Raw genomic sequence first — 24035 nt, 5'->3', positions numbered from 1 at the left:
CCGGGACAGTTCGGATAAAGACCTCAAATCGCCGTCGTGCCGGGCAATCCACTTATCGACGGTAGGTCGGCTAACGTCAAAGCGGCGTGCCAACTGGCTTTTGGTGAAGTTGCCAGAAAGCCAATCAGCTACCAGCTTGATTCTTTGATTCATGGGGGACTCTTGGTTCCAGGGCATGATCAGTTACCTCCTGATCATGCGTATTAGCCTGTAAACCATGTCCCCGGTTAGAAATGTAAACGATGTCCCCGGTTTGTACCGGGGCTTACCCCCTCCCACATGTGTTGTGTATTGCCTTGTTACTTGCGCAGCAACAGCCCTGGCAGTTGCGCCACCAGCTTCTGGTTGTTCAACGGCGCACGGATAAAGCCGCGCTGGGTACCATCCGGACCGATCAGCGCCAGGTTGCCGCTGTGGTCGACGGTGTAGTTGGGCTTGCTGGTGTCTGCCGGGATGAACGGGATGCTCACGGCATTCGAGACCTTCTGCACATCCTCCACGTTCGCGCCGGCGAGGCCTTCGAATTGCGGGTCGAAGTAGCCCAGGTACTGCTTGAGCTGGGTCGGGGTGTCGCGGTTCGGGTCGACGCTGACCAGGATTACCTGCAACTTATCCACAGCCTCCTTAGGCAACTCGCTCTTGATCTGGCGCAGTTGGGCGAGGGTGGTCGGGCAGATGTCGGGGCAGAAGGTGTAGCCGAAGAACAGCAGGCTCCACTTGCCTTTCAACTCGTTGACCCGCACCGGCTGGCCGTCCTGGTTGGTCATGCTGACCGGCGGCAGCTGGCGGCTTTGCGGCAACAGGATGATGCCGGCGTCGATCAACGCGGTAGGGTCGCCCTGGCCCTTGCCCGAGAGCACTTTGTTAACGGTCAGGCCCATGATCAACGCGACGATGGCCACCAGGATAAAGACGGTTTTTTGAGTTCGAGTCATAGGTTCAACAGTAAGTAGTGGTCTACGAGCAGGGCGATAAACAGCAGGAACAGGTACCAGATAGAGTACTTGAAGGTGTTGATCGCCGCGTGCGGCTGAGCGCCACGGTACAGCACCCAGGCCCATTGCAGAAAGCGTCCGCCCAAAACCAGCGCACAGGCCAGGTAGAGCGGGCCGCTCATGTGGATCACATAGGGCATCAGGCTCACCGCCAACAGGGCGAAGGTATAGAGCAGGATATGCACCTTGGTGTAGTGCTCGCCGTGAGTGACGGGCAGCATCGGGATATCGGCCTTGGCGTATTCCTCCTTGCGGTGAATGGCCAGGGCCCAGAAGTGCGGCGGGGTCCAGGCGAAGATGATCAGCACCAGCAACAAGGGTTCGGCGCTGACATGGCCGGTGACGGCAACCCAGCCCAACAGCGGTGGCGCGGCACCGGCCAGGCCTCCGATGACAATATTTTGCGGCGTCGCACGCTTGAGAAAACCGGTGTAGACCACCGCGTAACCGAGCAGCGAAGCCAGCGTCAGCCATGCCGCCAGGGGATTGGTGAACGCCAGCAACAAGGCCAATCCTGCAACGGCTAGAAACAAAGCAAAGGCCAGCGCCGCCACCGGCGACACACGCCCCTCCGCCAACGGTCGCTTATGGGTGCGGGCCATCACCGCATCAATCCGCCGGTCCACCACATGGTTCACCGCCGCCGCGCCACCGGCACACAGGGCTATCCCCAGGTTGCCGAAAACCAGCACCGCCCACGGCACACCGGCGCGGGTGGCGAGGAACATGCCGACCAGGGAGGTGATGAGCATCAGCACCACCACTTTCGGCTTGGTCAGCTCCAGGTAGTCGCGCCAGATCGCCTGGCTGTGGCGCGCGCCGATCAAGGTCGCCATGGCATCTCTCCTTTAAGGGTGATGAGGCCCGATACGTGTTTGCGCGGGCTGAAGCGCCAGCCGAAGGGCAACTGGTGACGCACCCGAACCAGACTGGTGCGGGCGTGGTAATTGACCAGCACCAGGGTCAATAACAACGCTGCACCGCCGGCGTTATGGCCGACCGCAACCGGCAGCGGCAGGTGGAAATACACGTTGCTCAGGCCCAGGCTGATTTGTGCCGCCAGGGCAATCAACAGTAGGCCCGCGAGCCGCGTCATACCCACCGCACGCAGCTGCCAGGCCAGCCCCGCAAGCACCAGGGTGACCAGCACCGCACCGATGCGGTGGGTCAGGTGGATGGCGGTACGCGCGTCGCTGTCGAGTTGGCCGCCAAGGTAATTGGGGCCGATGTGCTGGGTCAGGTGAAAGCCGTTGGCAAAGTCCGCCGCAGGCCACCACTGGCCATGGCAGGTGGGCAAATCGATGCAGGCCACCGCTGCATAGTTGGAACTGACCCAGCCGCCCAAGGCGATCTGGCCGATCACCAGCACCAGACCCGCCGTGGCCCAATATTGCAGGCGCCTGGGCACGATCAACGCGGGCAACACCCCAGACAAGCGCAGGGTCAGCAGGAACAACAGGCTCAAGGTCGCAAAGCCGCCCAACAAGTGCCCCGTCACCACCTGGGGCCACAGCTTCAAGGTCACCGTCCACATGCCAAACGCCGCCTGGGCGAACACCACCATCAACAGAAACAACGGCAGTTTCACTGGCTGGCCCGGATCACGCCGATGGCTCCACGAACGCGCCGCCAACAGCACAATCAACAGGCCCAGGGTGCCGGCGAAGTAGCGATGGGTCATCTCCGCCCAGCCCTTGTCAGCCTCCACGGGCGTATCGGGAAAATGCAATTCGGCATGGGCCAGCTGGGCCTCGCTTTGCGGCACGCTGATAAAGCCGTAGCAGCCCGGCCAGTCCGGGCAACCGAGGCCGGCGTGGGTCAGGCGGGTGTAGGCGCCAAGCAGCACGACGATCAACGCCAGCAAAGTGGCAAACAACGCGAGGCGAAATCCAGGTTTGGCCATGACGATGCCCTTATCCGATGTTCGACAGTTTCAACAGGTGGCGCAGGTCATTGAGCAAGTCCTTGCCCTTGACCTTGGCGTCGTAGCGCAGCACCAGGTTGCCGTGAGGGTCAACGATCCACAGTTGCGCAGCGCCCGGCGCGGCGGCGTTTTTGGTGAACGTCGAGAGATCCAGTGAGTAGCGCTGCAATTGCGGGTATTCGGCCTTGAGCTTGGTGTCATAGTCGGCAGCGACCGGTTGCGCACTGGCCAAGGCATGGCTGGCGCGTGAAGCGTCGCGCCCCAGGCCGATCTGCAACTGGCGCGCGAGGTACACCAGTTGCTGGCAATCGGCGGCGCAGGCGCCAGGCGCGGTGACCAGCAACTGCCAGCGCTGTTCATCGGCCTGCACGCCAATATCGGCGCGGGTCTGACCGTTACCGATCATTTCTCCGTGGTAGCTGCGACTGTCCGGCACCCAGAACTGCAGTTTGTACATGAAGGTGGCCAGCACCATCGGACCGATCACCATCAGCAGGATCAGCATCAGCTGCCAGCGGCCTTTGCGCCGATCAGGCACCTCAGACATGTTGAGTGGATTCGTGGCCGTTCCCATGGGGCTTCTCCTTTGTGGTGTGCCATCCGAGGTAGAGGTAAAGAGCCAGTAGCGCCAGGGACATGGCGAACCACTGCACCGCGTAGGCCAAGTGTTTTTCCGGCCCCATCGCAACGATGGGCCAGGTGGTTTCGTACGTGCCGGGGCCGGCTTCGGTGCGCAGCTCATAGGCAAAACCGTTGCGGCCCAGCTCAGCCCACAGCGCGGCGGGGTGCAACGCGGTCAACAGGCGCGGCCATTGCGCGGTCGTGGGGTCCGCATGCAGCTGGAAGGTTTCGCCGGGCGCGACATACACCCAGGCGTCGAGATTTAAAGGCTGATCCGGGGTGGTGAAGACGGGCGGGGTGCGCCGATCCGGCCACGGCAACCAGCCCCGATTGAGCAATAACCACAGGCCGCTGGCCTGGTCATGAAAGGGTTGCAGCAACTCGACACCTGCCTTGCCGTCGCGCATGCGGTTATCCAGCAATACGCTGTGCTCGGCATCGAATTGCCCGCGCAGATGCACGCGGCGAAAGGCCGGGTCCGCCATATCCCCGAGTTGCACACTGCTGATCGGCTCAGCGGCGCGGCGTTCGGCATAGCTGTCCACCAGCAACTGCTTCTCATGGCCGCGCGACAGCTGCCAGACGCCCAAGCCCACCATCAAAGGCAGCAGAATCATCACCACCACAGTCGGTGCGATACCTGGACGAAAGCGTTTCATGGCGCTGGCTATACTTGTTTTCATTGCCCGCCCATCCCCTTAATGCCCACCAACGCCAGGAACCAGACCATGCTCAAAGCAGCCATTGCCCTGATGCTGATCGCGACCGTCGTGAGCCTGTTCAGTGGCCTGTTCTTCCTGGTCAAGGACGAGGGCAACTCCAACCGCCTCGTGACGGCCTTGACCGTGCGTGTGGTACTGGCCGTGATCACCGTGGCATTGATCGCCTGGGGATTTTTCAGCGGCCAGCTGGTATCTCATGCGCCCTGGTAAGTCGCCTCAGAGCACATAGACGAAGAAAAACAGCCCGATCCACACCACATCCACGAAGTGCCAATACCAACTGGCTGCCTCGAAACCGAACTGATGCTCGGCATTGAAATGCCCGCGCAGGATGCGCATCAGCATCACAAACAAAATGATGGTGCCGATGGTCACGTGAGCACCGTGAAAGCCCGTGAGCATAAAGAACGTCGCGCCGTACACCCCCGAACCCAAGGTCAGGCCCAGTTCTTTATAGGCATGGATGTATTCCTCGGCCTGGAACCCGAGGAATGCCAGGCCCAGCAAGACGGTGATCGCCAGCCAGATTTTCAGCGCGCCGCGATGCCCCTTGCGCAAGGCGTGGTGGGCAATGGTGATGGTCACGCTGGAACTCACCAGCAGGATGGTGTTCACCAACGGCAAGCCCCACGGGCTGATGGTGCCCTCCGGCGCGGGATAGAGCTTCGGGTCCGGGTTGTTGAGCAACGGCCAGGCAAACTCGAAGTTCGGCCACAGCATGTGCGCAATGCCTTTGGGGCCTTCGCCGGCCAATGCGGGACCGGACAAATGGCGCACGTAGAACAGCGCACCGAAAAACGCGATGAAGAACATCACCTCGGAAAAAATGAACCAGGTCATGCCCCAGCGAAACGAGCGGTCCATCTGGGCGCTGTACAAACCGGCGCGGCTTTCCTTGATCACTGCACCGAACCAGCCAAACAGCATGTAGGCCAGCAACAGCCCTCCGACGAAAAAGATCCACGGCCCGTGGGATTCCGGGCGTGTCGCCTTCAGGTCGTTGAACCACACGGCCAGGCCATACACGGTGACCAGCATGCCAATCGTGGCAATTATCGGCCATTTGCTTTGCGCTGGTACGTAGTACGTATCATGAGTCGACATGTATTCGCTCTCCTGATTGAGCGGGCAAACAGTAGCTAGCCGCCGGTACGGACAGCCACGGGCGGTTGGCGCGCAGTGATATCAAACAGCGTGTACGCCAGGGTCAAATGCTTCACATCCTTGGGCATGTCACGGTCGACAATAAAACGCACTGGCATCTCGATGCGTTGGCCTGGCTGCAGCACTTGCTGGGTGAAGCAAAAGCATTCGGTCTTGTGGAAATACATCGCCGCTTCGGCGGGGGAAATGCTCGGCACCGCCTGGGCGGTCATCGGCTTGTCAGTGGGGTTGTAGGCCACGAACAGCATCTCGGTGACGGCACCGGGGTTGACCACCACCTCGTCAGCCTTGGAATGAAACTCCCAGACCATGTCGATGGCATTGGTGGACAGGAACTGCACCCGTACCTGGCGCGTGAGGTCGACGACCTGCTCGCCTTCGTACTGCCCGGCCGTCTTGCCGTTGATGCCGAACGCCTTGCACATCACGTCGTAGATCGGCACCAGGGCAAAGCCGAAGGCGAACATCGCTACCACCAGGATCAGCAGGCGGGTAACCAGGCGCTTGAGGGGCACGGAGTCAGCCATGACCACCTCCGCTTACCCTGTTCATTTGACCTCCGGTGGCGTGGTGAAGGTGTGGTACGGCGCGGGCGAGGGCACGCTCCACTCCAGGCCTTCGGCGCCATCCCACGGCTTGGCCGGCGCGGGCGGGCCGCCACGGATGCACTTGATCACGATAAACAGGAAGAAGATCTGCGTGGCGCCAAACATGAACGCGCCAATCGACGAGACCATATTGAAGTCGGCGAACTGCAGGTTGTAGTCCGGTACCCGGCGCGGCATGCCGGCCAGCCCCACGAAGTGCATCGGGAAGAACGCCATGTTCATGCCCACGAAAGACAGCCAGAAATGCAGCTTGCCCAGGGTTTCGTCGTACATGTGGCCGGTCCATTTCGGCAGCCAGTAGTAGGCCGAGGCGAAGATGCCGAAGATCGCACCGGGCACCAGTACGTAATGGAAGTGCGCCACCACAAAGTAGGTGTCGTGGTACTGGAAGTCCGCCGGGGCAATCGCCAGCATCAATCCGGAGAAGCCGCCGATGGTGAACAGGATCACGAAGGCCACGGCAAACAGCATCGGCGTCTCGAAGGTCAGGGAGCCTTGCCACATGGTGCTGACCCAGTTGAACACCTTCACGCCGGTGGGCACCGCAATCAGCAACGTGGCGTACATGAAGAACAACTCGCCGACCAACGGAATGCCCACCACGAACATATGGTGCGCCCACACGATAAACGAGAGGAACGCGATGCTCGCCGTGGCGTAGACCATCGACGTATAGCCGAACAACGGCTTGCGCGAGAAGGTCGGGATAATCGAACTGACGGCGCCAAACGCCGGCAGGATCATGATGTACACCTCGGGGTGGCCGAAGAACCAGAACACATGCTGGAACAGCACCGGATCACCGCCACCGGCCGCGCTGAAGAAGCTGGTGCCGAAGTGGATGTCCATCAACATCATGGTCACGCAGCCGGCCAGCACCGGCATCACCGCGATCAGCAGGAATGCGGTGATCAGCCAGGTCCAGACGAACAGCGGCATTTTCATCAAGGTCATGCCGGGCGCACGCAGGTTGAGGATGGTGGCAACCACGTTGATCGCACCCATGATCGAGCTGATGCCCATCAAGTGGATGGCGAAGATGAAGAACGTCACGCTTTCCGGTGCGTAGGTGGTGGAGAGCGGGGCGTAGAACGTCCAGCCGAAATTCGGCCCGCCACCGGGCGTGAACAGGGTCGAGACCAGCAGCAGGAACGCCGCCGGCAGCAGCCAGAAGCTGAAGTTGTTCATGCGCGGCAAGGCCATGTCCGGCGCGCCGATCATCAGCGGAATCATCCAGTTGGCCAGGCCGACAAACGCCGGCATTACCGCCCCGAACACCATGATCAGGCCGTGCATGGTGGTCATCTGGTTGAAAAACGCCGGCTCGACGATCTGCAGGCCAGGCTGGAACAGCTCGGCACGGATCACCATGGCGAACGAGCCGCCGAGCAGGAACATGGTGAACGCGAACCACAGGTACATCGTGCCGATGTCCTTATGGTTGGTGGTCAGCACCCAGCGCATCAAGCCTTTGGCGGGGCCGTGGGCATGGTCACCGGCGTGGCCATGGTCATCGATCACAGCGCTCATGGCCGTTCTCCTGCAAGCGAGTGGGCGGGGCGGTTCGGGGCATACGCAATGAATGAAGTCATTTGCTTTCCGCCTGCTTGATGGCCAGCACGTCTTTAGGCGTGACCATGTCGCCTTTGTTGTTACCCCAGGCGTTGCGCTCGTAGGTCACCACGGCGGCGATATCCACTTCCGAGAGCTGCTTGCCGAATGCGGCCATCGCCGTACCGGGCTTGCCGTGGTAGACGAGGCTCAGGTGACCTTCCTTGGGCCCGGTGGCGATTTTCGAACCCTTGAGGGCCGGGAACATCGGTGGCAGGCCCTGGCCCTCGGCCTGGTGACAGGCCACGCAGGTGGTGTGGTAGACCTTGTCGCCGCGGGCCACCAGCTCTTCCAGCGTCCACTCCTTGGAGGTCAGCTCCTTGAGCTTGGCGGCCTCTGCCTTGCGCTCGCCGAGCCAGGTGCCGTAGTCGGCCTTGGACTTGACCTCTACCACGATGGGCATGAAACCGTGGTCCTTGCCACACAGTTCGGCGCATTGGCCACGGTAGATGCCAGGCTTCTCGACGCGGGTCCAGGCTTCGTTGACGAACCCCGGGATGGCGTCACGCTTGACCGCAAAGGCCGGCACCCACCAGGAGTGGATCACGTCGGCGGCGGTCACCAGGAAGCGCACCTTGGCGCCCACCGGCAGCACCAGCGGCTGGTCGACTTCCAGCAGGTAATGTTCGCCCTTGGTGGCCTGGTTATGGATCTGCTCGGCGGGCGTGGCCAGGTTGCTGAAGAACTCCACGTCCTGGCCCAGGTATTTGTAATGCCACTTCCACTGATAGCCGGTGACCTGGATATCGATATCCGACTCGGTGCTGTCGTAGATATTGATCAGGGTCTTGGTCGCCGGAATGGCCATCGCGACCAGGATCAGCAAGGGCACCACGGTCCAGAGGATTTCCACGGTGGTGCTTTCGTGGAATTTGGCCGCGACCTGGCCCGTAGAGCGGCGATGAAGGATCATCGACCAGAACATCGCGCCAAAAACGACAATGCCGATCACTACACAGATCCAGAAAATGGTCATGTGCAGGTCGAACACAGCGTGACTGACTTCAGTTGCCCCTGGCGCCATATTCGTTGTCCAGGCGGCGTGCGCCTGGCCGAATACCGACCACAACAGGAGGCCCATCCAAACATGTGGATGTCGCGTCATTGCGGGTTCCCCTTATCGTTCTTGTTATCCCGCCGGTTTGCACCTGCGTCGAAGGGAGCGGCTTCCATACTGCTTACAACCGCTTAGCCTTACCTGCTTATGCAGTCTGGCGTCATCAGCTAATCGCGTACAAACCCGAGTATAGACACGCTCTGCAACCCCGCAATGTGTAGGGGCAAATGAGCAAAAATGAGTGGCCAGGCCTAATAAAACCGGCTGCGGAATCGTTTATCCGACCAACGATGGCAATTCGATATAACGCCTGTGCATAACCATGAAATAATTATGACAAATGCGTCTTAGGCGCTCGTATAAACGAGCTACCTTATGCTGTCCCTATTCCTACGCCTGCTTCACTGGAGCCTTCATGAACACCGCCGCATTGCGCGAGCAGATTTCCCGTGCCCATCAACACGAATCCAGCACTGGCCAGTTGGCCAAGCAGCTGGAAGAGCAATTGCCGCACCTGCATTCGGCCATTTCCCTGGCTGATGGCGATCGCAACATTGTCATGACCCGTTTCGTCACGGCCTACATCGATCTCGTGCCGGACCTGCTGGACGCCGCCAACGACGTGGCCCGCGAGGCCGGCATCGAAAGCCAGATCAAGCCAGTGCTGAAAATCGCCGAGCATTTCTTCCTGCAGCCCCCCGCCATCCTGGCCGGCCATGAAGGGCTCGACGGTCTGCTGGACGAGGCTTACCTGGCCCATCGCCTGGTGGAAGAGGTCAACGATTTGTATATCAAACACTTTGGCCGGCCACTGATTCCAGCAGATACCACCGTGGCCAACGTGATTGCCCATCAGTTGATCGGTGAAGCATTCGCCAACCAGCTGGATGAAGCCGTTCATCATGCGGTGGATGAAATGCTCAACGAAGACAGCTTTGCACTGGAGTCTGTCGAAGCGTATCGCGAACAGCTGAAAAGCCCGGCAACGGAAGCCGCGTGGAAGCGCTGGCCGTGCCTGTCCCGCCAGCTGGGAGTTGAATTGGCGCTGGATCAGCCAGCTTAAATCCTAAATGACACAGAGAATGAATGTGGGAGGGGGCAAGCCCCCTCCCACATGTTGATCCCACTCCCTCAGCCGACTGAGGGCGCCGAGCCGATCCCTGTCGTCATCCTGACCCGGCCTTCGAGCCTGCGCTTCAACCCACGCGCCTCGATCACCAGCCTCGAGCCCTTGGCCGCATTCGCCCGGTCCCATTCCTCCAGCAACTCCAGGCAGGAATGGTCGATATAACTCAGGTTACTCAGCGGTACGTGCACAGTCGTGCCCGGAGGCACCGTCGCCAGCACCTGGGTCAACGCCGGCACTTTCAGGAAAGTCGCCGCACCGGTCAAACGCAGCTCCATTTCCCCCTCCAGGGGCAGGTCGATCAGACTGACTTTCAGGCGCGAGGCCTTGAGCGCCAGCTTGACCAGTGTGAGCCCGAAGCCCACCAGCACACCGGTCAGCAGGTCGGTGAAAATGATCGCCAACGCCGTGGCCGCGTAGGTAAACATCGGCATACGCCCATAACGACCGAGGGCCTTGAAGGCCTTGATGTCCACCAGCTTGATCCCGGTGTACACCAACACACCCGCCAGGCTTGCCACAGGAATGCTTTGCAGCACGCTCGACAGCAACAGTACGAACCCCAACAGCCATACGCCATGGAACATGGCTGACAACCGCGTGGTGGCACCGGCCTGCACGTTGGCCGAGCTGCGCACGATCACACCGGTCATCGGCAGGGCACCCACCAGGCCGCACAACATGTTGCCCACGCCTTGGGCGGACAATTCCTTATCGAAATCGGAACGCTGGCCGCTGTGCATGCGGTCGACCGCTGCCGCAGAGAGCAAGGTTTCGGCACTGGCGATAAACGCCACCGCAAACGCAGCGATCAACAACTGAGGGTCAGCCAGGTTCAACAGGTCGCTGGGACGCAGCCAATCGATGGCGTCGGCGAGGTTCTCCGGGACTTCCACACGTTTGACCTGCAGCGCCAGCACCAGGCTGGTCACCGTTGCCAGGCCCACACCCAACAGGGCTCCGGGCACGAAACGCAGGGTTTGCGGACGGAATTTATCCCACAGGTACATCACCAGCATCGTCGACAAACCGAGCAATCCGGCCTGCCAACCCAGTCCGCCGCCCAAGGTAGGAATCGCCTGCACCAGCGCGGCGGGGAAGCCCGCCAGGTTATCCAGCCCGGAGGGCTTGGGCGCACCGTCGAGCATCACATGGATCTGCGATAGCACAATCAATACGCCGATCCCCGCCAGCATACCGTACACCACTGCCGGCGCCGTGACGCGGAACCAGCAGCCCAGGCGCAGGCGCCCGGCCACCAGTTGCAGGAAGCCGGCCAGCAGCAGGATCGGCCCGAGCATCAGCATCCCGTGCTGGCGCACCAGCTCGAACACCAAGACCGCCAGCCCCGCCGCCGGGCCGCTGACCTGCAGCGGCGAGCCCGCCAACCAGCCCACCACCAGGCCACCGATAATCCCGGTGATCAGGCCCTTGGCCGGCGGCATGCCGGACGCGATGGCGATCCCCATGCACAGGGGCAGGGCGACCAGAAACACAACCACGGAGGCGAGCAGCTCCCGTGGCAATACAGCTTTCAATTGAGCAGCACGCATGATGGCTCTCCCGAGGTATTCGCCGGGCGCGGCAAAGCCTGGCTGCATCCATGGCAGCCACCGCTTTACCCGGCAGGGAAGTGTTTAGAAGCGCGCTTTAGGCGTCGCGGAAGGAATCGGCCCTTCGCCGCTTAACGGTCGGAATGCCGACTGATCAGCATCGTAGGCTCGAATTTCACTGGTCTCGATGTTGTAGATCCAGCCGTGAATAAACAGCTGACCGTTGGCCATGCGCGACGCCACAGAAGGATGGGTGCGCAAATGCTGCAGTTGGGCGATGACGTTTTCTTCGGTGAGCACTTTCATGCTCTCGCCTTCGTTGGCGCAGTCGCAATTGTCCTCGACCATGGACTTGGCGACTTCGGCGTGCCGCAGCCAGGCCCTTACCGTTGGCATCTTCTCCAGGCTGGCGGGGTTGAGGACCGCGCGCATGGCGCCACAATCGGAGTGCCCGCACACGATGATGTGCTGCACGCCCAGGGCCAGTACTGCGTACTCGATGGCAGTGGAAACACCGCCGTTCATCTGCCCATAAGGCGGCACGACGTTACCGACGTTGCGGGTCACGAACAGGTCGCCGGGAGAGCTTTGGGTAATCAGCTCAGGCACGATGCGCGAGTCGGCGCAGGTAATGAACATCGCCCGCGGGCTCTGGGCCGTGGCGAGTTTCTTGAAGAGTTCTTCCTGCTGAGGGAAGACGTCGTGATGGAAATGCAAAAAGCCGTCAACGATGTGTTTTAGCGCTGCATCGGCAGACTCTGCCACCTGAGGGGCTGAAGCCGACGCAGCCAACGGCTGTTTATCCTTGTCACTCATGATTCATCCTCTTGATTAATGCAGGGGAGTTTTCAGGTCAGTTCGACGCCAGGCCAGTGAAATAGTTGTAAAAGCCACCAACCAGACTGCCGACTCATCAGTCACTCGCTGAACAAGGTAACCACCGAAACTTAACTCAAACTGAATGAACCGCTCTAGATCGCGGGTTTCAGTGATGTCAAAACGCGACTATTCCTACAGGAACGGTGCATTCTGCCTTTTCAGTCTACAACAATGCCATCTGTCTGCCCGGTGGACAGAACGCCGTGCAATCCAGATTGAAGCCTTCTCTGCGATCGAGCCCCAGGCGTTTGATCGCCTTGCTGAAGCGCTGGGCCAGCAGGTCGGCAAACGGCCCCTCGCCCCGCATGCGGACGCCGAACCGACTGTCGTAGACCTCACCACCGCGCACCTGGCGCACCAGGCTCATCACATGGGCCGCACGCTGCGGGTAATGCGCCGCCAGCCACTCCTCGAACAGCGGCGCCACCTCCAGCGGCAGGCGCAACATCATGTACGCCGCACTCTGCGCACCGGCGGCATGGGCTTCGGTAAGCAGGCTTTCCAACTCGCTGTCGTTGATCATCGGGATCATCGGCGAGCACAGCACGCCCACCGGGATGCCCGCCTCGCGCATCACCCGTATGGCCCGCAACCGTGCCTTGGGCGCGGCGGTGCGCGGCTCCAGGATGCGCTTGAGCTCATCATCCAGGCTGGTGAGACTGATCATCACCGCCACAAGGCGTTGCCTGGCCAGCTCCGCCAGCAGGTCCAGGTCACGCAGGATCAACGAGCCCTTGGTGATGATGGTGACCGGGTGCCGATAGCGCAGCAGCACTTCGAGGGTTTGCCGGGTGATCCTGTACTCACGCTCGATAGGCTGGTACGGGTCGGTGTTGGAACCCAGGTTGATCGGCGCACACACATAGCCCGGCTTCGACAACTGCTGTTCCAGCACGTCGGCCGCATTGCTCTTGGCGATCAGCCTGGTTTCGAAATCCAGCCCCGGTGACATGTCCCAATAGGCATGACTGGGCCGTGCATAACAGTAAATGCAGCCATGTTCGCAGCCACGATAGGGATTGATGGAGCGGTCGAACGGCAGGTCCGGAGAGTTGTTGCGGGTGATGATGGTCTTGGCCGTTTCGATGCGCACTTCGGTGCCCTGGGTCGGCGGCACTTCCTGGTACCAGCCGTCGTCCTCCGCCACGCTGACGGTGGGCGCAAAGCGGTTATGCAGGTTGATGGCCGTGCCCCGACCACGGGGCGGCAGCGGAGTAGACATGAAAGCGCCTCGATACTGTTTTTATATACAGTATCGAGGCGCGAGGTTCCTGACCAGTGCCGTCTGGCGGTCAGTGCTTTTGTGTGACCTGCCCCAGGTCATCGCCCGAGGTGGTGCGCATGTCGTTCTTGCGCAGGTCGGCCACGTCACTGGCTTTCACTGCGGCACCCTGGTTACCCCAACTGCCACGGATGAAACTGACCACATCCGCCACTTCCTGGTCCGACAGGCGCCAGGCGAACGCCGGCATGGTAAAGGTCGACGGCGCCGTGTGAGTGGCCGGCAACGTGCCGCCGTTCAACACGATGTTGATCAACGACGTGGCGTCCGCAGTCTGCACCACCGGGTTGCCCGCCAACGCCGGGAACACCCGCGTGTAACCATGGCCATCGGTACGGTGGCAGGCCGCGCAGTTGTCGATGTACACCGAGGCGCCGGGCTTGCTGTCATCGCCCTTCCACAGCGCCTCGGCCACCTGCTTGTCATACTGGTGCGGCTGGTCCTGCGGGTCCACCGCCGGCAGGCTCTTGAGGTAACGGGCGATAGCGGTCAGGTCGTCCTGGGACATGTACTGCATGCTATGCACGACCACGTCGCTCATACCACCAAATACCGCGCTGCGATCACTGCGACCGGTCTTGAGGAATTGCACCAGCTGCGCCTCGCTCCAACTGCCGAGGCCGTCCTTGTGGTCACCGCGCAGGCTCTTGGCGATCCAGCCTTCCAGTGGCGCGCTGCCGGACAGGAAGGCCTTGCCGTCAGTCGCGCTCAGGGCTTTTTCCTGCATGGTCAGGGCGCGTGGTGTATGGCACGCGCCACAGTGGCCAAGGCCTTCCACCAGATAGGCGCCACGGCTGATCACCGGGTCTGCGTCGGCCACGACAGGCTTATCCACCACCTCAGGGGCAAACATCCAGCGCCACGCCGCCAGCGGCCAACGCATGCTCAACGGCCACGGAATGTCGCTGTCCTTGTTCACCTGGGCGACCGGTTCCACGCCCTTCATGAAGTACGCATACAACGCCTGCATATCGCTTTCGCTGACACGCGCATAGGACGGGTAGGGCATCGCCGGGTAAAGCGTACTACCACTCTTGGCGACACCGTGACGCACGGCCTTGTCGAAGTCCTCGAAGCTGTAGTCGCCCAGGCCGGTCTTGTCCGGGGTGATGTTGGTGGAATAGATCACACCGATGGGGGTTTCCATCGGCAGGCCACCGGCGAACGGTTTGCCGCCCTTGGCGGTGTGGCAGGCCACGCAGTCGCCGGCGCGGGCCAGGTATTCGCCCTGCTTGATCAGGTCGGTTTCAGCGGCACTGATCGAGCAGCTGCTGAGCAGGGCAAACGTCGCGATAACAAATGCTTTCATGGTCATCGCTCCTTATGCCTGAACCAGCGGGCCGGGTTTTTTCAGGTACTGCTCGCGAATCGCCCGGGCCGACCAGTAGGTCAATGCCGCCACCAGGCCTGTAGGGTTGTAGCCCAAGCCCTGTGGGAAAGCGGATGCGCCGGGAACAAACACATTGTGTACGTCCCAGCACTGCAAGTAGCGGTTCAGCGCACTGGTCTTCGGGTCGGTCCCCATGATCGCGCCACCGTTGAGGTGGGTGGTCTGGTAGGACGCGGTGTTGAAGTGCTCACCGACTTTTTTGCCCAGCACGGCTATCGCCTTGGGGTTCATCGCTTCGGCGACCTTGCCCATTTTCTCGACCATGAAGCGGTTCATCTTGATGTCGTTTTCCTGCCAGTCGAACGTCATGCGCAGCAACGGCAGGCCGTAGGCATCACGGTAGACAGGGTCCAGATCCAGGTAGTTACCCCGGTAGGATTGATGGGCACCGTGAGCATCCATCGACACCTGGTGGGTGTAGTAATCGGCGGTGGCGCGCTTCCAGGCACTGCCCCAGGCCGGAGTGCCGGGCGGGTTGGACGTACCGGCAATCGGCCGGCTGCCGGCCTGGTTGACCCACATCGGCGAACCGCCCACAAAGCCATGGGGCCCGTGATCGAAGTTGTCGGCGTTGAAGTCATCGATGGCCACGCCATTGCCGCCGGCACCGATAAAGTTGTTGGTATGGGTGTCCTTGTCGAAGAACGCCTTGATGGTGGCCATGTTCTGGTAGGCAAAGTTCCTGCCCACCACACCCTCATTGGTCATCGGGTCGTAAGGCTTGCCGATGCCCGACAGCAGCATCAGCCGCACGTTGTGGAACTGGAACGCGCCGAGGATCACCAGGTCTGCCGGTTGTTCGCACTCTCGGCCCTGGGCGTCGATATAGGTCACGCCGGTGGCCTTGCTCTTGGTGCTGTCCAGATTGACCTTGAGCACGTGGGAGTTGGGCCTCAGCTCGAAATTCGGCACCTGGCGCAGCGCCGGCAGGATGTTCACGTTCGGCGAGGCCTTGGAGTACATGTAGCACACGTAGCCGCTGCAAAAACCGCAGAAGTTGCACGGGCCCATCTGCGCGCCGTAGGGGTTGGTGTAAGGTCCCGAGGTATTGGCTGACGGCAGGTTGTAGGGCTTGTACCCGACGCTGGCGGCGGCTTTCTGAAACAGCTGTGCGGAGACTGTGTTCTTTTGCGCTTCCAACGGAAACGGGTTGGAACGGTCCGGCGCATAGGGGTTGCCGCCACGACCTTCACCCACCACCTGGCCTTTCACGGTCCAGGCCTGGCCTGAGGTGCCGAAGACTTTTTCCGCATAGTCGAAAAACGGCTCCAGCTCTTCGTAGCTCACGCCGAAGTCCTGGATGGTCATGTCCTTGGGAATGAAATGCTTGCCGTAGCGTTCCTCGTAATGGCTGCGCATGCGCAGTTCAATCGGATCGACACGGAAATGCACGCCCGACCAGTGCAAGCCCGCACCGCCCACGCCGTTACCCGGCAAAAACGCGCCGAGCTGACGGTTAGGCAAGGCAACGTCATTCACGCTATGGCGAATCGTCACCGTCTCCTTGGAGATGTCCTGGAAGAGTTTTTTACGCACGCTGTAGGTCAGTTCGTCGATGACCTGGGGATAGTTGCCGTCCGGGTAAGTGTCCTGCATCGGGCCGCGCTCCAGCGCTACCACGTTCAGCCCGGCTTCCGTCAGCTCCTTGGCCATGATCGCGCCGGTCCAGCCGAAGCCGACAATCACCGCATCCACTTTCTTCATGATGGTCGCCACGTTTATGCCCTCTCGCCGCGGATGGATACTGCCGGGAAGGGGTACTGCTCATTGCGTTCCACCCAGTCCATGAAATCGGCGCGGGCGCCGGGGAAGCCAATCATGGTCCAGCCGACCATGCCTTTGTTGCCACCATGGATCGGGTCGCAGAAGAAGCCTTCCTTGGTGTTTTGCAGCAGCAGGTTGAAGAACATCTTCGGCGGCACCGCGTCAAAATGTGCCGTGACCTCACTGCCGCCCGCCTCCAGGCGCCGCAACATATCGTCTCGGGTAGCGCTGTCTTGCGCAGCAAAAACTTTGCCGTTGAACGCCTTCGACCAGGCATCCGTCGCGGCAATACCCAGGCGATAGATGTCCTTGGGCACCAACTTGCTCTGCCAGCCCATCTCCGGTGGCGCATCGGCATTAAACGGGCCTTGCATGAACCACAGGGCACCGCTGGCGTAAGGCGTGTTCATCTGCCGGTCGATGTACTCCGGCGCGCCAGCTTCCAGGGCGCCGGGGCCTTGGGCATCGGCCGGGATCAGACGCTCGACGGCAGCGTTGATAAACGCCCATTCCTCCGCAGTGAAATAGCTTGGCTCGTAGGCTTTTTCGCTGGCCGCAGGCTTGGCTGGCGCAGCCTCGACCGGCGCAGGCGTCGCCATCAGCATCGAACCGCCAAGGCCGGTGCTGGCAACCGTGACCACCGGGATCAAGGTCAAGGATTTGCGTAGAAAGTCACGCCGGGGGTTGTCTTGATCTTGATCAGACATGGTGGCACCTCATCATGTGGTCACGGGGTTATCAGCCGCTTCTAGGGAGTGGCTTGGCGTTGTCGGGCGGCGATCTGGATCCAGGTGATCCAGGGAGATAGAGCGCAGCGCGCAAACAATAGTTACAAATGATAGCAGCCTAAGCATCGAGAGAATCGCTTCAGCGACTAAAGATTGAGGATTCACGATTCTTTGACGCACACCTCACACCTCCTTGACCCGCCGTGACCGACTCTGGGCGCCATCAACCACTCCCTATAGGGTGACGTCGCCCATGTACAAGCATCATTGGTTGCCGGCCCTGGGCCTCGCGTTCATGGCACTGTTCACCACAGCTTTTGTTCGGGCCGATGACGCTACGTCCCTGCGTTCTCCAGAATGGGCCCAGCCAGTGGGCGACCGCTACAACCTGCATCAAATGACGCCCACGCTCTATCGCAGCGCATTGCCGGATAGCAAGGCAGCGCCGTTGCTGGAACAGCTCAAGATCGGGACCGTGATCAACTTCCTGCCCGAGTCCGATAGCAACTGGCTGAAGGCGCCAGGCATCCGTCAGGTTCAGTTGAGTTATCGCACCAACCATGTGGATGACTCTGACGTGCTGGCGGCACTCAGGGCGATCAAGGAAGCGGAAGCTGACGGCCCGGTGCTGATGCATTGCAAGCACGGCTCTGACCGCACCGGCCTGATGGCGGCGATGTATCGCGTGGTGATCCAGGGATGGAGCAAGGAGGATGCGCTGAACGAGATGACCTTGGGCGGTTTCGGCACCAGTAACGGCTTCAAGGACGGCGTTCGCTACATGATGAGGGCCGATATCGACAAGTTGCGCACAGCCTTGGCGAATGGCGATTGCAGCACCAGCGCGTTTGCCCTGTGTTCAATGAACGGCTGGCTCAATACATCAAGCCAGAAGGAGAAACCATTGTAGGAGCGAGGGTGCTCGCGAAGAACGTTAACGATGACGCAGGCCTTCTGGAGGAACGCGGCGCTCTCTGATTCTTCGCGAGCAAGCTCGCTCCTACAGGGGGGGGTTGTGCGGTTTCTTCAGTCTTTCTTCAGCTTCGGGTTAGGAAAGAACTGCACCGCCTGCACCTTCGGGTCCGGCGCTTTCAACGCCGATGTATTGACCCGCGTGCCCAATTCCTTGGGCACCGACAGACCTTGATCATTCAGCGTATCGGTGTACCCGCAGGCCACGCACTCACGATGCGGCACGCTGTCCTCGGTCCACATCTTCAACTTGTCCGGTTCGCTGCACGCCGGGCAGACCGCCCCGGCGATAAATTGCTTTTTGGTAATCACAGGCCCTTCACTCATGCTGCTGCGTCCTCACTCAGGCCGCTGTGGCGCAAGAGTGCGTCAATCGACGGGGCACGTCCGCGGAAGTCGACGAACAGCACCATCGGCGCCTGGGAGCCGCCGCGCGCCAGGATCGCCTCACGGAATGCACGGCCGGTCTCTGCGTTGAGCACGCCGTCTTCTTCGAATTTGGAGAAGGCATCCGCCGACAGCACTTCGGCCCATTTGTAGCTGTAGTAGCCCGCGGCATAACCGCCAGCGAAGATGTGCGCAAAGCTGTTGGGGAAACGGTTGTAGGCCGGAGGACGCATCACCGACACCTCATCGCGCACGCCTTCGAGCACCTGGGCCACGCTGCGGCCATCGCCATGGGTGGCATGCAATTCGAAATCGAACAGCGAGAACTCCAACTGGCGCACCATCATCAGGCCGGACTGGAAGTTCTTCGCCGCGAGCATTTTTTCCAGCAGGTCCTGGGGCAGTGGCTCGCCGCTTTCATAATGACCGGAGATCAGCGCCAGGCCTTCGGGCTCCCAGCACCAGTTCTCCATGAACTGGCTTGGCAACTCCACCGCATCCCACGCCACGCCATTGATACCGGACACGCCGGCATGCTCGACGCGGGTCAGCAGGTGATGCAGGCCATGGCCGAATTCGTGGAACAGGGTGGTCACTTCATCGTGGGTCAGCAGGGCAGGCTTACCGCTGTCGGCCGGGGTGAAGTTGCACACCAGGTTCGCCACCGGGCTTTGCAGCACACCGTCGATGGTGCGACGACGGTCGCGCGCGCCGTCCATCCAGGCACCGCCACGCTTGTTGGCGCGGGCGTACAGGTCGAAGAAAAAACGCCCGACGTGCTGGCCGTTTTCCTTGATTTCAAACAGGCGAACATCCGGGTGCCAGGTGTCGAAGCCTTTTTGCTCGGCAATCTCGATGCCGTACAAACGCTGCACGATGGCGAACAGGCCGCCCAGCACCTTGTCGATCGGGAAGTAGGCGCGCAGGGCTTCCTGGGACACGCTGTAGCGTTGCTCACGCAGCTTTTCGCCGTAGAAACCGCTGTCCCAGCTTTGCAGGTCGGCGCAGCCTTGTTCGGCGGCGTAGGCCTTGAGCTGTTGCAGGTCCTGGGCAGCGAACGGCTTGCTGCGCTTGGCCAGGTCACGCAGGAAGCTCAACACCTGGTCGCTGGACTCGGCCATCTTGGTGGCCAGGCTCAGCTCGGAGAACGAGGCGTAACCCAGGAGCTTGGCCAGTTCCTGACGCAGATCGAGGATCTGTTCCATCACCGGGCCGTTATCGTTCTGACCGGCATTCGGACCTTGGTCTGACGCACGGGTGCAGTAGGCCGCGTAGATTTCTTCGCGCAGGGCGCGGTCCTGGGCGTAGGTCATGACCGCGTAGTAGCTCGGAAACTCCAGGGTGATCAGCCAACCGTCGAGGCCTTTGGCCTGCGCGGCAGCGGCCATCTGCGCCTTGGCCGAATCGGTCAGGCCGGCGAGGGTGGCTTCCTCGGTGACGTGCTTGGTCCACGCCTGGGTGGCGTCCAGCAGTTGGTTGGAGAATTTGCTGCCCAGCTCGGAAAGCTTGCTCTGCACTTCGGCATAACGTTTTTGCTGCTCAGGCGGCAAGTCGATACCCGAGAGGCGGAAGTCGCGCAGGGAGTGTTCAAGAATAGTTTTTTGCGCCACGTCGAAACCGGCGGCTTCCGGGCTGTTGGCCAGGGCTTCGAAGGCTTGGAACAGCGCGCGGTTCTGGCCCATCTCGGTGGAGTAGGCGCTCAATGCCGGCAGGCACGCCTCGTAGGCTTCGCGCAGCTCGGCGCTGTTGCACACGGCGTTGAGGTGGCTGACCGGGCTCCAGGCGGCGCCCAGGCGATCATTCAATTCGTCCATGGCCAGCACCAGGCCGGCCCATGTCGGATTTTTACCCTGGCTTTGCAGGATGCCTTCGATGGCAACACGGTTGTCGGCGAGGATCTGTTCGATGGCCGGTTGCACGTGCTCGGCACGGATCGCCGAGAACGGCGGCAGGTCGTAGGACTGCAGAAGAGGATTGTTCGCGCTCACGGTTGGCACCTTGGCTGAAGAAACATGTAAGAACAAAGATGGGGCCATCTTAATTACAATCAACGCCCACCGCAGCTATCAGCACATAAGAGAGAGGCTATCGTGACCCTTCGCACCTATCAGAACCACACGCCAACCCTGGGCGCAGGGGCTTTTGTCGATATTTCGGCGGTGGTGATCGGCGATGTCGAAATCGGCACCGACAGCTCGGTCTGGCCGCTGACCGTGATTCGCGGCGACATGCACCGCATCCGTATCGGCGCGCGCACCAGCGTGCAGGACGGCTGCGTGCTGCACATTACCCATGCCGGACCGTTCAATCCTGGCGGTTTCCCGCTGCTGATCGGCGATGACGTGACCATCGCCCACAAGGTCATGCTGCATGGCTGCACGGTGGGCAACCGGATTTTGATCGGCATGGGCAGCATCGTGATGGACGGCGCCGTGGTGGAAGACGACGTCATCATCGGCGCCGGCAGCCTGGTGCCACCGGGCAAGAAACTCGACAGTGGTTTTTTGTATGTGGGCAGCCCGGTTAAACAAATCCGCCCGCTGACTGACAAGGAACGCGCCTTTTTCACCTACAGCGCCGCCAACTACGTGAAGCTCAAAGACCTGCACCTGGCTGAAGGATTCGACCAATGACCCTCCCTTACCAAACCGTCCTGTTCGACCTGGATGGCACCCTCACCGACCCACGCGAGGGCATCACCCGCTCGATCCAGTACGCCCTTGGCAAACTGGGCATCGACGAACCCGACCTGACCCAACTCGAACACTTCATCGGCCCGCCGTTGCTGCAAGCCTTCATGCAGTTCTACGACTTCGATGAGGCCAAGGCCTGGGAGGCGGTGAATTTCTACCGCGAGCGCTTCAAGGTCACCGGGCTGTATGAAAACCGCGTATTCGAGGGCGTGATGCCGCTGCTCGAAGACCTGGACAAACAGGGCCGCCAGTTGTACGTCGCCACATCCAAGCCCTGGGTGTTTGCCCGCGAGATCGCGCGGCATTTCGATTTTGCCAGGCACTTCAAGGTGATCTACGGCAGTGAACTGGACGGGACACGCACCAACAAGGTTGAGTTGATTGCGCATGTGCTCCGCGAAGAAGGCCTGGATCCGGCCACTACCTTGATGATCGGTGATCGTAAGCACGACCTGATCGGGGCGCGCAGCAATGGCGTGGATTCGGCGGCCGTCGGTTATGGGTTTGGCAGTTTCGAAGAGTTGAACGCCGAAGCGCCGACCTGGCATTTCGAGACGTTGGCGCAGATGCATCAGGCGTTTTTGATGCGGCCCTGAGGCCGCCATCGGGGGCAAGCCTCCTCCCACATTGGGAGCGGCTTGCCCGCCGATGAGGCTCTACCGATCAGTACCTTCCAACCGCCTCAACGCAGCCTTGCGCTGCCCCACCGGCAACTCGCCCATCTTCTCCACTGCGGCGTAAAACTTGCGCCAATCCCCGCCTTCCTGCCTGAACAACGCCGCAAACGCCGGCACCCACCGGTCATACAGCCCGAACGGCAACAACCGCGCATTGTTCATCGGCAGGTTCATCCAGGCGTCATAACGCTTGTCCCCGCCCCATTGGCTATCGCGCATCTGCCGGTACTCACGGCGCAACGCCTCGAATTCGGCCGCCTTGGCCTGGCGCATCGCCTCGACGGACAGCAGTTGCACGTAGAGTTTTTCCAGGCGCTTACGTGTATCGAGGATCAACTGGGTAAATTGGTCCCGCTGCTGCCGCGTCGAGCTGCCAAGCGGCGCCAGGCCCTGGGCCGCGCGCCACTGGCGGGTGCCTTCCTGCTCGACGAAGCTGGCAAACGACTCGTTGAATTCGGTGTCGTCCTGCACGTAGAACCGCTGGTGCGCCAGCTCATGGAAGATCAGCGTGGCCAGGCGTTCGTCGCCCCAGTTCATCATCGAATTCATGATCGGGTCGTTGAACCAACCCAGGGTGGAATAGGCTTCGACGCCACCTATCGATACGTCCATGCCTTGCTGGCGCAACAACGCCGCCTCACCCCGTGCCGCGCCCTGGCTGTAATAGCCGCGATAGGCCACGCAACCGGCAATGGGAAAGCAATGGGTTTGAGGCGCCAGGGAAAATTCCTGCGTGGCGAAGACATTCCAGACCACATAAGGTCGGCCGATATCGGCATACAGCCGGTAACTTTGGTTGTCAGGCAGATTCAGGTGTTCGCTGGCGAAGGTTCGAGCTTTCTGTGCTTGAGCCAGATGATCACGCAGCCCCTGCGGCCGCGACGGATCGGCGATGACCTCGGCAACCGGCTCCCGGGCTCGCAACAGCTGCCACTGACCACCTGCCAATTGGCTGTAGTAACTGACGCTGGAGCAGCCACTGAGCAGCACGACTATCAACCCTGGAAGAAAACGCCTGACCATGCCCCGACCGCTCCTGGGTGATGTGTTCGCCAGACTATCGCGCCTGAAGGGGATTTTTCCACGGCGTGGCGTGTTTATACTCAAAGCTCTCCTTGCGTTGAGTACCTGCCATGCGCCAGCTCCTGCTTCCCGTCGTCGCCCTGTTGCTCAGCGCCTGCGCTTCGACCCCCCTGCCGCCGGTCGATCCGCATCAGGCCTGGGTCGATTTCGCTACGCCAACGCCGGGAGCCAAGCTGGTGATGGCGCAGCGCCTGGATGGTAAGAACCTGCCGGACGGACGCTACTTCCAGGTTTCACCGGGCAGTCACGAGTTGATGGTGCGCTTTGATTTCGAGGTGCCGACCGGCGGCAGCCTCAATGGCTTTGGGCAAACGGCCGACCGCACCTGTTTCATCACTCTGCAGTACGACCATTTCGAGGCTGGCCAACGCTATCGCCTGGAAGGGCGCTCATTGGCCTTCACGCCGAATATCCGGCTGTATAACGCCGCTCGCCAATTGCTGGCGGAAGAACGCAGCGTCAACTGTCTCTGATCAATCGTTGTTCTTCTGATAGATGATGGCTTTGGTACCGTTCTCACAGCTGCCGACGACCATGGCGACGTCGTGCTTGTCAGCCTCTTCCTTGCTGACAATTTCCAAGGTGTAGGACGGAACCGCGTTCGCCTGGATCTTGACCTCAATCTCTTTCCTGAGCTCTTCGCAGTCTTTTGGTGCGGCCACAGCCGATGTGGCCAACACACCGCAAATGATCGCCAAAGCAAAACGTTTCATGTGTGAAGCTCCCTGAATGCATGCGCACGGGTGTGCGCCTAAGGCTGCATAGGCTATAGGACCACATTCGGGAAACACGAGTTCTG

The 24035-nt window shown here is 60.9% G+C and carries 26 protein-coding genes; 6 read left to right on the top strand and 20 right to left on the bottom strand.

All coding sequences use genetic code 11. The annotated features are described in order from the left end of the window. From F6S08_RS01235 to F6S08_RS01210, 6 genes are all read right to left on the bottom strand, one after another. The coding region (locus F6S08_RS01235; RefSeq protein ID WP_409999750.1) for a helix-turn-helix domain-containing protein at positions 1-177 on the bottom strand (177 nt) is incomplete at its 3' end. 122 nt (positions 178-299) lie between these two features. Then, complete coding sequence (locus F6S08_RS01230; protein ID WP_315871175.1) at positions 300-935, bottom strand: SCO family protein; 636 nt, start codon at positions 933-935, stop codon at positions 300-302. Continuing rightward, positions 932-1831: a heme o synthase gene (cyoE, locus tag F6S08_RS01225; RefSeq protein WP_065926848.1), complete on the bottom strand. Its 900-nt coding sequence runs from the start codon at positions 1829-1831 to the stop codon at positions 932-934. Before cyoE ends, F6S08_RS01230 begins: the two co-directional genes overlap by 4 nt. Continuing rightward, entirely contained in the window at positions 1819-2898 is a 1080-nt protein-coding gene (locus F6S08_RS01220; RefSeq protein ID WP_098480656.1) for a COX15/CtaA family protein, read from the bottom strand. Before F6S08_RS01220 ends, cyoE begins: the two co-directional genes overlap by 13 nt. A 10-nt stretch (positions 2899-2908) precedes the next feature. Beyond that, entirely contained in the window at positions 2909-3493 is a 585-nt protein-coding gene (locus F6S08_RS01215) for a hypothetical protein (protein WP_065946462.1), read from the bottom strand. Then, on the bottom strand, positions 3459-4223 hold the full coding sequence (locus F6S08_RS01210) for an SURF1 family protein (protein ID WP_065926845.1): 765 nt from the start codon (positions 4221-4223) through the stop codon (positions 3459-3461). The genes F6S08_RS01215 and F6S08_RS01210 overlap by 35 nt, the downstream gene beginning before the upstream one ends. 45 nt (positions 4224-4268) lie before the next feature. Between F6S08_RS01210 and F6S08_RS01205 the strand changes: the two genes are divergently transcribed. Beyond that, complete coding sequence (locus tag F6S08_RS01205) at positions 4269-4472, top strand: twin transmembrane helix small protein (protein WP_016978774.1); 204 nt, start codon at positions 4269-4271, stop codon at positions 4470-4472. A 6-nt stretch (positions 4473-4478) separates the two neighbouring features. On the opposite strand, the gene F6S08_RS01200 is transcribed toward F6S08_RS01205, so the two are convergent. From F6S08_RS01200 to coxB, 4 genes are read right to left on the bottom strand one after another with little or no spacing between them, the layout of a single operon-like run. Then, positions 4479-5366 (bottom strand): cytochrome c oxidase subunit 3, encoded by an 888-nt coding sequence (locus F6S08_RS01200; protein ID WP_315871174.1) that lies wholly within the window; start codon positions 5364-5366, stop codon positions 4479-4481. Between the two features lie 35 nt (positions 5367-5401). Further along, positions 5402-5953 carry a cytochrome c oxidase assembly protein gene (locus F6S08_RS01195; RefSeq protein WP_065926844.1) on the bottom strand — a complete coding sequence of 184 codons (552 nt, stop codon included), beginning with the start codon at positions 5951-5953 and terminating at the stop codon, positions 5402-5404. Between the two features lie 21 nt (positions 5954-5974). Then, positions 5975-7564 (bottom strand): cytochrome c oxidase subunit I, encoded by a 1590-nt coding sequence (gene ctaD, locus F6S08_RS01190; protein WP_024072609.1) that lies wholly within the window; start codon positions 7562-7564, stop codon positions 5975-5977. 58 nt (positions 7565-7622) lie between these two features. Next, on the bottom strand, positions 7623-8750 hold the full coding sequence (gene coxB / locus F6S08_RS01185; protein ID WP_315871173.1) for a cytochrome c oxidase subunit II: 1128 nt from the start codon (positions 8748-8750) through the stop codon (positions 7623-7625). A gap of 367 nt (positions 8751-9117) precedes the next feature. Between coxB and F6S08_RS01180 the strand changes: the two genes are divergently transcribed. Then, positions 9118-9765: a hypothetical protein gene (locus F6S08_RS01180; RefSeq protein ID WP_065926842.1), complete on the top strand. Its 648-nt coding sequence runs from the start codon at positions 9118-9120 to the stop codon at positions 9763-9765. Positions 9766-9833: 68 nt separating this feature from the next. On the opposite strand, the gene F6S08_RS01175 is transcribed toward F6S08_RS01180, so the two are convergent. The 6 genes from F6S08_RS01175 to F6S08_RS01150 form a co-directional block, all read right to left on the bottom strand. Continuing rightward, positions 9834-11381, bottom strand: a complete 1548-nt coding sequence (locus F6S08_RS01175) for a SulP family inorganic anion transporter (protein ID WP_315871172.1) — start codon at positions 11379-11381, stop codon at positions 9834-9836. 84 nt (positions 11382-11465) lie between these two features. Then, positions 11466-12197 carry a carbonic anhydrase gene (locus F6S08_RS01170; RefSeq protein WP_027608119.1) on the bottom strand — a complete coding sequence of 244 codons (732 nt, stop codon included), beginning with the start codon at positions 12195-12197 and terminating at the stop codon, positions 11466-11468. Positions 12198-12423: 226 nt separating this feature from the next. Beyond that, positions 12424-13482, bottom strand: a complete 1059-nt coding sequence (locus F6S08_RS01165) for a PA0069 family radical SAM protein (RefSeq protein ID WP_315871171.1) — start codon at positions 13480-13482, stop codon at positions 12424-12426. 70 nt (positions 13483-13552) lie between these two features. Next, a complete protein-coding gene (locus tag F6S08_RS01160) occupies positions 13553-14851 on the bottom strand; it encodes a cytochrome c (protein ID WP_027608121.1) in 1299 nt (432 codons plus the stop codon). A gap of 12 nt (positions 14852-14863) precedes the next feature. Next, complete coding sequence (locus F6S08_RS01155; RefSeq protein WP_315871170.1) at positions 14864-16648, bottom strand: GMC family oxidoreductase; 1785 nt, start codon at positions 16646-16648, stop codon at positions 14864-14866. 2 nt (positions 16649-16650) lie between these two features. Then, complete coding sequence (locus F6S08_RS01150; protein WP_027608123.1) at positions 16651-17403, bottom strand: gluconate 2-dehydrogenase subunit 3 family protein; 753 nt, start codon at positions 17401-17403, stop codon at positions 16651-16653. Between the two features lie 274 nt (positions 17404-17677). Between F6S08_RS01150 and F6S08_RS01145 the strand changes: the two genes are divergently transcribed. Further along, on the top strand, positions 17678-18334 hold the full coding sequence (locus F6S08_RS01145; protein ID WP_315871169.1) for a tyrosine-protein phosphatase: 657 nt from the start codon (positions 17678-17680) through the stop codon (positions 18332-18334). Between the two features lie 116 nt (positions 18335-18450). Here F6S08_RS01145 and F6S08_RS01140 read toward each other — a convergent pair whose 3' ends face one another. After that, on the bottom strand, positions 18451-18723 hold the full coding sequence (locus F6S08_RS01140; protein ID WP_027608125.1) for a YheV family putative zinc ribbon protein: 273 nt from the start codon (positions 18721-18723) through the stop codon (positions 18451-18453). After that, complete coding sequence (gene prlC / locus F6S08_RS01135; protein WP_174556988.1) at positions 18720-20819, bottom strand: oligopeptidase A; 2100 nt, start codon at positions 20817-20819, stop codon at positions 18720-18722. Before prlC ends, F6S08_RS01140 begins: the two co-directional genes overlap by 4 nt. A 54-nt stretch (positions 20820-20873) precedes the next feature. Between prlC and F6S08_RS01130 the strand changes: the two genes are divergently transcribed. Next, a complete protein-coding gene (locus tag F6S08_RS01130; protein ID WP_065926836.1) occupies positions 20874-21416 on the top strand; it encodes a gamma carbonic anhydrase family protein in 543 nt (180 codons plus the stop codon). After that, a complete protein-coding gene (locus tag F6S08_RS01125; RefSeq protein ID WP_065926835.1) occupies positions 21413-22072 on the top strand; it encodes an HAD family hydrolase in 660 nt (219 codons plus the stop codon). Before F6S08_RS01130 ends, F6S08_RS01125 begins: the two co-directional genes overlap by 4 nt. Before the next feature lie 60 nt (positions 22073-22132). Here the strand turns inward: F6S08_RS01125 and F6S08_RS01120 are convergent, their stop codons facing one another. Continuing rightward, positions 22133-23176, bottom strand: a complete 1044-nt coding sequence (locus tag F6S08_RS01120; protein WP_315871168.1) for an aminopeptidase — start codon at positions 23174-23176, stop codon at positions 22133-22135. A 110-nt stretch (positions 23177-23286) separates the two neighbouring features. Between F6S08_RS01120 and F6S08_RS01115 the strand changes: the two genes are divergently transcribed. Continuing rightward, positions 23287-23709, top strand: a complete 423-nt coding sequence (locus F6S08_RS01115) for a hypothetical protein (protein ID WP_065926833.1) — start codon at positions 23287-23289, stop codon at positions 23707-23709. Here F6S08_RS01115 and F6S08_RS01110 read toward each other — a convergent pair whose 3' ends face one another. Beyond that, positions 23710-23949: a DUF1161 domain-containing protein gene (locus F6S08_RS01110; protein WP_017734725.1), complete on the bottom strand. Its 240-nt coding sequence runs from the start codon at positions 23947-23949 to the stop codon at positions 23710-23712. Between the last annotated feature and the right edge of the window lie 86 nt (positions 23950-24035).

It is taken from the genome of Pseudomonas sp. JV449 (assembly GCF_032424295.1).
In the GTDB taxonomy this organism is placed as follows: domain Bacteria; phylum Pseudomonadota; class Gammaproteobacteria; order Pseudomonadales; family Pseudomonadaceae; genus Aquipseudomonas; species Aquipseudomonas marginalis.
The sequence above is the reverse complement of the archived record's forward strand: the minus strand, read 5'-3'. Positions and strand labels throughout refer to the sequence as shown.

Bases quoted from the DNA above. Each gene is read 5' to 3' on its own strand.
- F6S08_RS01230 (WP_315871175.1), bottom strand. From the start codon at position 935: ATGACTCGAACTCAAAAAACCGTCTTTATCCTGGTGGCCATCGTCGCG.
- cyoE (WP_065926848.1), bottom strand. From the start codon at position 1,831: ATGGCGACCTTGATCGGCGCGCGCCACAGCCAGGCGATCTGGCGCGAC.
- F6S08_RS01220 (WP_098480656.1), bottom strand. From the start codon at position 2,898: ATGGCCAAACCTGGATTTCGCCTCGCGTTGTTTGCCACTTTGCTGGCG.
- F6S08_RS01215 (WP_065946462.1), bottom strand. From the start codon at position 3,493: ATGGGAACGGCCACGAATCCACTCAACATGTCTGAGGTGCCTGATCGG.
- F6S08_RS01210 (WP_065926845.1), bottom strand. From the start codon at position 4,223: ATGAAAACAAGTATAGCCAGCGCCATGAAACGCTTTCGTCCAGGTATC.
- F6S08_RS01205 (WP_016978774.1), top strand. From the start codon at position 4,269: ATGCTCAAAGCAGCCATTGCCCTGATGCTGATCGCGACCGTCGTGAGC.
- F6S08_RS01200 (WP_315871174.1), bottom strand. From the start codon at position 5,366: ATGTCGACTCATGATACGTACTACGTACCAGCGCAAAGCAAATGGCCG.
- F6S08_RS01195 (WP_065926844.1), bottom strand. From the start codon at position 5,953: ATGGCTGACTCCGTGCCCCTCAAGCGCCTGGTTACCCGCCTGCTGATC.
- ctaD (WP_024072609.1), bottom strand. From the start codon at position 7,564: ATGAGCGCTGTGATCGATGACCATGGCCACGCCGGTGACCATGCCCAC.
- coxB (WP_315871173.1), bottom strand. From the start codon at position 8,750: ATGACGCGACATCCACATGTTTGGATGGGCCTCCTGTTGTGGTCGGTA.
- F6S08_RS01180 (WP_065926842.1), top strand. From the start codon at position 9,118: ATGAACACCGCCGCATTGCGCGAGCAGATTTCCCGTGCCCATCAACAC.
- F6S08_RS01175 (WP_315871172.1), bottom strand. From the start codon at position 11,381: ATGCGTGCTGCTCAATTGAAAGCTGTATTGCCACGGGAGCTGCTCGCC.
- F6S08_RS01170 (WP_027608119.1), bottom strand. From the start codon at position 12,197: ATGAGTGACAAGGATAAACAGCCGTTGGCTGCGTCGGCTTCAGCCCCT.
- F6S08_RS01165 (WP_315871171.1), bottom strand. From the start codon at position 13,482: ATGTCTACTCCGCTGCCGCCCCGTGGTCGGGGCACGGCCATCAACCTG.
- F6S08_RS01160 (WP_027608121.1), bottom strand. From the start codon at position 14,851: ATGAAAGCATTTGTTATCGCGACGTTTGCCCTGCTCAGCAGCTGCTCG.
- F6S08_RS01150 (WP_027608123.1), bottom strand. From the start codon at position 17,403: ATGTCTGATCAAGATCAAGACAACCCCCGGCGTGACTTTCTACGCAAA.
- F6S08_RS01145 (WP_315871169.1), top strand. From the start codon at position 17,678: ATGTACAAGCATCATTGGTTGCCGGCCCTGGGCCTCGCGTTCATGGCA.
- F6S08_RS01140 (WP_027608125.1), bottom strand. From the start codon at position 18,723: ATGAGTGAAGGGCCTGTGATTACCAAAAAGCAATTTATCGCCGGGGCG.
- prlC (WP_174556988.1), bottom strand. From the start codon at position 20,819: ATGGCCCCATCTTTGTTCTTACATGTTTCTTCAGCCAAGGTGCCAACC.
- F6S08_RS01125 (WP_065926835.1), top strand. From the start codon at position 21,413: ATGACCCTCCCTTACCAAACCGTCCTGTTCGACCTGGATGGCACCCTC.
- F6S08_RS01120 (WP_315871168.1), bottom strand. From the start codon at position 23,176: ATGGTCAGGCGTTTTCTTCCAGGGTTGATAGTCGTGCTGCTCAGTGGC.
- F6S08_RS01115 (WP_065926833.1), top strand. From the start codon at position 23,287: ATGCGCCAGCTCCTGCTTCCCGTCGTCGCCCTGTTGCTCAGCGCCTGC.
- F6S08_RS01110 (WP_017734725.1), bottom strand. From the start codon at position 23,949: ATGAAACGTTTTGCTTTGGCGATCATTTGCGGTGTGTTGGCCACATCG.